The 8,085-nt window shown below is 38.6% G+C and carries 11 protein-coding genes; 5 read left to right on the plus strand and 6 right to left on the minus strand.

Features of this window, described 5'->3' with window-relative positions:
* On the minus strand, positions 1 to 858 hold an 858-nt coding region (locus tag ACE1CC_RS28795; protein ID WP_413273863.1), incomplete at its 3' end, for a hypothetical protein.
* A gap of 42 nt (positions 859 to 900) precedes the next feature.
* Here ACE1CC_RS28795 and ACE1CC_RS28800 point away from each other — a divergent pair.
* From ACE1CC_RS28800 to ACE1CC_RS28810, 3 genes are all read left to right on the plus strand, one after another.
* Complete coding sequence (locus tag ACE1CC_RS28800; RefSeq protein ID WP_413273864.1) at positions 901 to 1,407, plus strand: hypothetical protein; 507 nt, start codon at positions 901 to 903, stop codon at positions 1,405 to 1,407.
* A gap of 466 nt (positions 1,408 to 1,873) precedes the next feature.
* Positions 1,874 to 3,463 carry a hypothetical protein gene (locus tag ACE1CC_RS28805; RefSeq protein ID WP_413273865.1) on the plus strand — a complete coding sequence of 530 codons (1,590 nt, stop codon included), beginning with the start codon at positions 1,874 to 1,876 and terminating at the stop codon, positions 3,461 to 3,463.
* Positions 3,464 to 3,474: 11 nt separating this feature from the next.
* A complete protein-coding gene (locus tag ACE1CC_RS28810; protein WP_413273866.1) occupies positions 3,475 to 4,314 on the plus strand; it encodes a hypothetical protein in 840 nt (279 codons plus the stop codon).
* 78 nt (positions 4,315 to 4,392) lie between these two features.
* Here the strand turns inward: ACE1CC_RS28810 and ACE1CC_RS28815 are convergent, their stop codons facing one another.
* The 5 genes from ACE1CC_RS28815 to ACE1CC_RS28835 form a co-directional block, all read right to left on the minus strand.
* Complete coding sequence (locus ACE1CC_RS28815) at positions 4,393 to 4,911, minus strand: YkgJ family cysteine cluster protein (RefSeq protein WP_413273867.1); 519 nt, start codon at positions 4,909 to 4,911, stop codon at positions 4,393 to 4,395.
* Positions 4,912 to 4,938: 27 nt separating this feature from the next.
* Positions 4,939 to 5,220 (minus strand): hypothetical protein, encoded by a 282-nt coding sequence (locus ACE1CC_RS28820; RefSeq protein ID WP_413273868.1) that lies wholly within the window; start codon positions 5,218 to 5,220, stop codon positions 4,939 to 4,941.
* A 37-nt stretch (positions 5,221 to 5,257) separates the two neighbouring features.
* Complete coding sequence (locus tag ACE1CC_RS28825; RefSeq protein ID WP_413273869.1) at positions 5,258 to 5,557, minus strand: hypothetical protein; 300 nt, start codon at positions 5,555 to 5,557, stop codon at positions 5,258 to 5,260.
* 46 nt (positions 5,558 to 5,603) lie between these two features.
* A complete protein-coding gene (locus ACE1CC_RS28830; RefSeq protein WP_413273870.1) occupies positions 5,604 to 5,945 on the minus strand; it encodes a hypothetical protein in 342 nt (113 codons plus the stop codon).
* 183 nt (positions 5,946 to 6,128) lie between these two features.
* Positions 6,129 to 6,422, minus strand: a complete 294-nt coding sequence (locus ACE1CC_RS28835) for a hypothetical protein (RefSeq protein ID WP_413273871.1) — start codon at positions 6,420 to 6,422, stop codon at positions 6,129 to 6,131.
* A gap of 62 nt (positions 6,423 to 6,484) precedes the next feature.
* Between ACE1CC_RS28835 and ACE1CC_RS28840 the strand changes: the two genes are divergently transcribed.
* Both ACE1CC_RS28840 and ACE1CC_RS28845 read left to right on the plus strand, forming a co-directional pair.
* A complete protein-coding gene (locus tag ACE1CC_RS28840; protein ID WP_413273872.1) occupies positions 6,485 to 7,114 on the plus strand; it encodes a hypothetical protein in 630 nt (209 codons plus the stop codon).
* Positions 7,115 to 7,403: 289 nt separating this feature from the next.
* Positions 7,404 to 7,745, plus strand: a complete 342-nt coding sequence (locus ACE1CC_RS28845) for a hypothetical protein (protein WP_413273873.1) — start codon at positions 7,404 to 7,406, stop codon at positions 7,743 to 7,745.
* The last annotated feature ends 340 nt before the right edge of the window (positions 7,746 to 8,085 follow it).

An 8,085-nucleotide genomic window follows, 5' to 3' on the forward strand; every position in this document is an offset into this window, starting at 1 on the left:
AATGGCATTTAATTTCCTCTGATGATATGAGCTATTTTTATCTACCCAAAACGGTACAACCAAAAGTAAATAAAGATAACAGTTATTGTATTTACCCTTGGGACAAATCAAGAATCTGTCTCCTTTGAAGTAATTCCCGCCCACGACCCCTTGACTAGCATTGTTAATGAAAATTTCATAATCATTAGAGCGTGAATGTATCGATAACAGAAAATTACCATTTAATGGCATAGCTGATGGGTACTCTTCAAGTCTACTGTTTCGGAAAACTGAAAAGTATCCTTTTCCATTACTAAATCGCCACCATGTCTCACCGTTTGGTTGAGTTCTAACTAATTCTTGGACTCCGTTCCCGTCAAAGCTTCCAAAAACAACATAAAGAGTTGCCCCGTTTCCTGTTAATAAATTAGGAATATTAGGTATAGATAGTTCATTTTGATTCGTAATAAGCGATAGTGCGGGGTTATTATCTATTCCCACAGTTTGAAAAGGATTTTGTTGTCCTGCGGTCGCTGATATTACGTTAGAATATCCACTTTGATCGGTCAATGATCCAAGCATAGATAGTACTGTTCCTTCTGTCAGTATCAAATCGTTACTTGGATTACTTGAAGTTAAGTTGAAATAGTTGGTAATTGCAGTTAATCGATTTTCAATAATACTCAGCCTTCCATTTAATGTGCTTAAATCTGGATTACCTTCAATGTTTGAGCCTGTGCCATAAATTTGATTTATTTTATCTTCTATTACTGCAAGTTGGTTAATTATGGGAGTGAGATCCACCGTTATGTTAGAATCCCTTAAAAATTTCAAATTTTTAAGCGCGGCTAAAGTTCCTAATTGCTCTGTTTCTTTCATGTTGGAGTAAAATGGAATTGCAGATTGATTTACTTCTTAATTATGCCTGAAAACTATCAATGGCCTTTAGAAACACTTACATCTGGTGATGGGACTAAAATAGTCTACCAAACTTTAAGTTACAACGCTGAAATTATTGATTTTTTTGTAAATATCACTCTAACGTCTTGCCAAGAAATGCCTGCAATGCAAAAACCAGAGGGCATAGAATTGATGAACGAAGCAGAAATTAGTAAGGCTTGGAATGAAGCGACAGCTGATGCCGATAAAAAAATCTTAACAATTGAATACATGAATTCACAAGATAAAATTGCAACAGCCACAGAATTTATTATAATGAGAGTTTCGCCATCTTATACAGAATACCTTATTCCTTATTTATCGGCGAATCAAATGATTGTTATGGGGCACAACTGCAAAATCAGAGCTTCGATAAAACCTCTAAATTGTGGCGTTTTGGCAGGAGACGATAAAATAGAATTTAGGATGATAGTCCGAGAATTTCAAAGCAAAGACATTGACCAGCTAGCAACACAATATTTAAGTTGAGATGCCAGGAAATCCCTTTATTAATGTTAGGCCACTTCCAAGGTATCAACCGGGAAAACCAGGGAGACCAATTAGCAATCCTTTTGATGAAGGGATAATCAATAAACGGCCTGATATTCCTGCTGGAAGAAAAGAACAATGGGGTAACTCAAGACCTTTCAATCCCAATCCCCCTGAACCCAACTTAAACAACATCCCATCTGCAAATAATGGTGGACAAATAATCCCAGCAAATAATTCAGGACAACGTGGGATTACTTTGCCCAGTGGCTCAAATAGCTCTAGACCCGCAAATAGACCAGATAATCCTCTTGAAACTTGGAATCAGAATCCGCAATACGGCTCTGGAAGACCTACCCGTATTCCTACTATTGATGTAAAGCCTAATCCTGTTCGCAAACAATTCTTCAGGAGTCCGCTAGACGGTGATCCGCTTGGCGATTTTGCGCGGGACATTGGAGAATGGTTGGGAGAAAAAGTAGGAGAATCTATTAAAAAAAATTGGAAGAAGAGAGGCTCACCATCAAGACGAGAGAATAATCCTACAAATTGGGATGGCGCTAATGATGCTTACAATAAAAGTAAAACCAATGAAGAAAACCCTTCAATTCCAAGGCCAGGAAAGCCCGATACTACTCCTACGCTTCGATTACCTATGGGTGGCTCTGGATCGCAAACAATAGAAATTTTTTTTCGTCTAGGATCATGGAGAGTAGAAAAAAATCCAACCGAAGCTCCTTATCCATTAATTACATCGGGTCGCAGTCCCTTTTTGTCCAGTGGGAGAGTGGAACAATATGGTAATTCGGTTGCTAATTATATTAAATTATCCGATGTTCCTTTTCCATTACAATATCAATTCGTTAATGGTAGTCCACAGGTAAAAGATGCAAACAATCGATTAATTTTTCAGCTGACTGTATCTAGTGAAACAAACTACGGTGAATTGGGCAATATCCAGCAATGGTCTGGTCAATACCTTGATTTACTTGATATTCGCCCGATTAATTACCAATCGCCCATGCCTATCAGAAATCCCAACCCTTTTATTAATGAACCAAAAGAGGAAGATGATATGAGTTGCCGACCATGCCAAGCTGCTCAAGCACTAAGAGCCCTGCAAAGAACCGTAACCGTAGAGAGTGTGAATATTGTCCGTATTCCGACAGGGAATATGGTACAGGTTCCCACAGTGGAAACTCACCGAGTGTTCGCTTTACCTGGCACTGAATTTGCTGTAAAAAGACAATTCGACTTAATCGCTGATATCAGGAAACGATTAGCTAGTACTTTCAATCAAAGCAGAATGGCAAAAGTTTTGGCTAAACTTTCTCAGCTAATGCAAGTTACTGATTTTATCTTGAATCTTCATAATGCTTTAATGCTCACTGAAGATATAGTCCAAACTTTTTGGAGCCCAATTACCGGGATGGTAGACACTGTTTTTAAAGTGCTGGATGATGTGCCACTCGTAGGGGATTTATTTGATTTAGAGGAGACACCAATTAATAGTAGTCAATGGTTATCTGACAGAGTAGAACAAATAGCAAAACAGGTTTTTGGTGTACAAGGATGGGCAGAAATTAAAGCTAAATGGGCTTCATTTAATAACATTGTGCGTGGAGCGGCGATGCAGATTCAAGCTGTAAAAGATATTCACGAATCGCAAAAAGAATTGCAAGAAATGACAGCCAGTAAACTAGGGCGGTTGCACAATAAAATGCTAAAGGCGGGTGTTATCTTTGACTCTAGTCCTTGGGAGGAGAATGTTAAAGCTCGTTCAGTTTGGCTTAACAAGTTTTATAAATTGGAAGAACTTGCAGATGATAACCCAATAACTAATGCTGCGTCTTATGTTAACAGCTGGGGGCAGCAGGTGTTAGATATCAAAGAACAGAAAAAAGAACTTAAAGAATCACAGGAAAAATACCAAAAAGACTTAAGAGATGATTTAAATACCCTTACGACGGGTAAAATTAAAACAAACGAAGAATCTTTGGGAGCTCCATACACTCGATCGGATGGTAATGCCCCAGAAACCGATGATGCACAGTAGGAGGAAAAAATATGCCTCTACCAGAGAGCTTTGGTTCGTGGGAGCATTTATTAAAAATTATTAGAAACTTTCACAATTGGCGAGTCAGGGACTTTTTCAAACACGATAGATATGACAGGCACGTTAGAGAACCTCGAATCGATCGACCAGTAAACAACCTTATGCAAGCTTGCATTATTGGACCCAATGATTCAGCTATTGTCGTATTAGTTCGCGTGATATTTTTTGAGATTTCCTTGGGTAACGCCGCAAGACTTCAACCTATTTATTATGGTTTACCGGTGCAACCTTTTGATGAAGATCGCATGGATGATCACCCACAAATCTTGCTTTATTTTGAAGAAGATTTAGCGGTCACTCCAGATGGTTTTAGCAGGGTTCAGGCACATATCAACTTTCGTTTGATGGATGAAACTCCTTCGACTATGACCCAAACAAAAGCTAAGGTAATTGCAAATAAGATCAAGGCAGCGTTTGGTGTAATTCCCACTTGGGATTTCACGAAAGGTAAATACATCTACAGTTATCAAGATCGAAAAAAAGGTTACTGGCTGCAAATTTATGCGATCAACAAAACTGAAGCGGTAGGAGTTATTAAAAAAATTTTATCGATTCAAGGCCATGAATATGATGAAGACAGGCTTAAGGAAAGTAATGCCCCTGGCAAGCAAAGTAATAATAATCCCGGTAGTCATGTGATTTACGGCCAAACTGTTCGCAAAAAGCGTTACAGGCCAGAAAAAAAGGTTAGATTTCGCTATGCACTCTTAAAATTAGATGGGTTTGGCGCACCTATCGTACTTTATGATCCTTACCATCGGTGCAATATTTCTGCAATTGCTGATAATTGATTCATTTGTGGCTCTTTAGGATTTATTTAAAAAGATGAATATAATCATTGTAATGATTATATTCATGATTGAAAATCCTTACATCAATTCAAGTTCTTTCTGTCGAGAAACCGACATGAGTCGAAATCCACGATTTAACCCCCTTGAGCAGTGAAAAACTCGACAGGTACGGGGGCGGTTCTCGTATATCTCGCAAGTTCGAGTTTTGCGGTCAAGTGCTGCACATAATCCATCACAGTCTCGTTTCATCTCATACCGGTTTTTATCAATGTAATGATTGTAAGTCAGCAAACGCTTTTCTAGAATTTGTGACAAACTGTTTAAATCGTCTACTTCTTCATCCAGAACAACCGTTCCGATATGCCCACAGCAATGTGCCTTGCAATAGGGTAGAGCATCCAAACAGTCTAAATCAAACACCAAAAACAACCCATCACTACCAGCCTCTAATCGAATTTGCCCTGACGGGAATTCTTTAATGATTGTTGTTCTGTCAATCTCAGGAAACCTACTACGCAAATCCTCTAAAATTCCAGCTTGTGGTAGATTTGGTAATTCTGGAAATTCTTCATTGTCAGAGGAAATAATATTAGTCATAATTAAACCCTTGAAACATGATTTTAATTATACAACTTCAATTTCTAAAAATTTGTAATTACTGTTTAGTGTAATAACTGACGACCTTGTTATATGTGCCTGCTGTAAATCTAATTGAAAAATGCTTGTAACTTGCACTGTTACTATATTTCCAGTGTATAGCCATTCTTCATAATTGAATTCTTTAATAATCCATTGATAACCAATACTGATGCTTTCAAAGTCGGGATGATATCGGCTAATTTTGTCTAATTTAATATTCCCGTTAACAAGTTCATTAAATGATTCTGGCGATAATTTTTTAATCATATTTTAAAGCCAGGTTTTACCCTGGCTTTAGTGTGTTTTATGTAGTTGCAGTTTCAAGTGTATCTCTGTTTGGTTCGGTAGATGCTTGGTTCCCAGTAAGACTTGATTCTAGTATTGATTCAGTCGAAGGTTGAAGAGCTGGAATAGTAATTTCTACCTCCATCAAGCGGACATTCTCGTTGGGATGGCGGCTAAAATATTGTCCGTAAATTACATTGCAGGTTGAATATTCTGATGGATTATAAAGCTTTGGTTGATTTTTCCCAAAAACATTACCGTCAAAATACGACGTTGGATTATTTTGCTCATCACAAATGGCTATATATTTTACAAGCATTAACACTCCTTAATTTACTAATTGAAACAAACTAAACAAAACAATTTTAATGTCTCGTAGTATCAAGCGGCTGGAAGGCTTTGGTCACTGCGTAAGTTCGGTATGTTGCTGGTGGGTTATCCAAAACGTCTTCAAATTTTTCAGGTGCAACCCAAATTGATCCAGTTCGCTTTTTGCCTGCTTTCTCGTAGCTAATGCCTATTCGATTACAGTAGGTAGCTGCGGGTGCAAAAATCGCTTTACCAAGTTTTTGCGGAGTATCAAGTTTGTCTAAACCAGCTGCTGCGGCTATACCATCGTAGAGCTCCTTTGGCGCTCGAAATGCTAAATACTTGGTTGTTGTGCCTACAGTTATTTGAATGCCGTAAGCCCCGCGTGCGTCAGTCATAAAAACTCACTTATCTATCACTTCAATTCATTTCTATCATTCCTTTTGTCCGTTCACCAGAGGTTTGTCGCGCGAACAACGTTTAAGAGGTTTTGCGGAAGCGAAGTAGCAATTTATTTCTGCCTCATCGATGTTCCGGTCATTGGTCTAAGGCGGGACAATTTGGTGGGGAAAATGTTAAATTTATAATTTAACAGACGCTATATCTTGAATGATTTCATCTAAATTCTTTACAAAGGTTTTTGGACATCGCACATGACAGTTTGTAGCGTCAAGAAAAATTTTTATCAGTTTTTCTCTTTCCACCCAATCCGACTCGGAAACTACTCCTAATTCCAGCCCTTGTTTGGCGAATGATCCCAGGCATAAAAGCACAGCTAGCGCTTGTTCACCGCTCAAATGGAGCGTTATTTTTTCAGGTATTAAATTGTATGATTCTTGTAATGATTCTTCTTCTTTTTTAAGAGTATCGGTCATGTTTGTGAACTCCGGCATGATTGGGTATAATACAACTGCATGAGTGATACTGAGGCAATTTTATGGCGACTGACTTGGCAGATAAAATTGTAGCTTACATGGAAAAGAAAAGACATCGATTATTTAAAGATAATCAAGAGTTCAATATTATTTACATTGAGGGTGTAAATCCAGATGGAACTCTCAATAATGACGCGCCTAATGAATTTAATGATGTCCGTTTAGTGTTGGCTTTTGAGAATGAAGAACCAATTATATTAGGGATTTGGGAAGGCACAACCGAACCAGGTAGGCGCTATACCTTGAATCCAATGAATCCCAAAGGCGCTGCACGGATCGCGTTTGGTCAGTACACAGCCTGGAAGGTAGGTATGCACGGTAATTCTGAGCCTCATGAAGGATTGGTGCAAGTATCTACTATATTGGTGCATAGAGATTTAAACAAGGATTTTAAAAGACCAGGCGATAAAGTTGAAAATGGGTTATTCGGGGTTAATCAACATTGGGGTTATGACTTGCCTCGCACCAATATAGGATTAGCTAGTGCGGGATGCCTCGTTGGTAGAACGAGAGCAGGCCATAGGGAATTTATGCGAATAGTTAAACGAGATCGTCGTTATCAATCTAATACGAATTTTGTTTTTACCACAACTATTATTCCGGGTAACGAACTGTTTGATGTCACCTTATAAAGGGAAAGGAGAAAAAGAGTTAGACGGCAGTATTAGGAATTATCCCGTGTACTGCCGTTTACCTTTGTGGAAGGTTAAACTAATAGATAAAATTGCCAATGATTTAAGTATTAGCAGGACTGATATTATTTCAAGCGCTATAGATTTGTGGTTAAAAGAAAACTCTGTATATACAGAGGAAAATGTTAATATAAGCACCAAAAATTGAAGAGTCAACAAAGTATTAAAAAAAAGCACTGCCATTTATAATTAGGCAGTGTAAAGTAAAGCAACAAGCTTTTTAAAACCTATGAAAACTCAAAATTCTGTAGTGGCACAAGTGGTTGCGCCTAGCACCCTTAATTCACCTCCATCTTCTCATGTTGTTGGCAGTTTGGATGTTAGTACGGCTGCGATCGCGATCGGCTCCGTAATTTTAGCGTGGCTTTGTAGCGAATTCAAAGCCAAGGGAGCATCTGCCGATGCAGAAGCCGCTCTAATCAAAAGTTTGCAAAATGAACTAGCGGACAAAGATGAAGAAATTGACAAGCAGAGGGTGCTCATCTGGAAGCTAGAGAAGGAAATTCGGATACTGCGTCAGACCATTGAATATTCCGGCCCAATTGGTCAACCCGATCAGATAACTAACTAATCTGTGCCGCAACTAGGAAAAAATTCAAATTAAAAAAGTGATGGCACACCTGGCACAACGAACTATGTCAGCCATTGTATTGCTTACCCTGAATATCTTTCAGCCTGTGCCAGAAGGTGTGCCATCGCTCTTGAGAAATTGAAAGGTGTCTGGCACAGCCCGGGTTAGCGACACCAATTAACCCCCCCCTTTTTTGACAAGGGGTTTTTACTTTTTAGCTGTGCCACAACTAGGAAAAATTCAAATTAAAAAAGTGATGGCACACCTGGCACAACGAACTACATCAGCAATTAGAATGATTACTGTACAAGCATTTCAGCCTGTGCCAGAAGGTGTGCCA

This window comes from Floridaenema aerugineum BLCC-F46 (assembly GCF_041929345.1).
GTDB lineage: Bacteria > Cyanobacteriota > Cyanobacteriia > Cyanobacteriales > Aerosakkonemataceae > Floridanema > Floridanema aerugineum.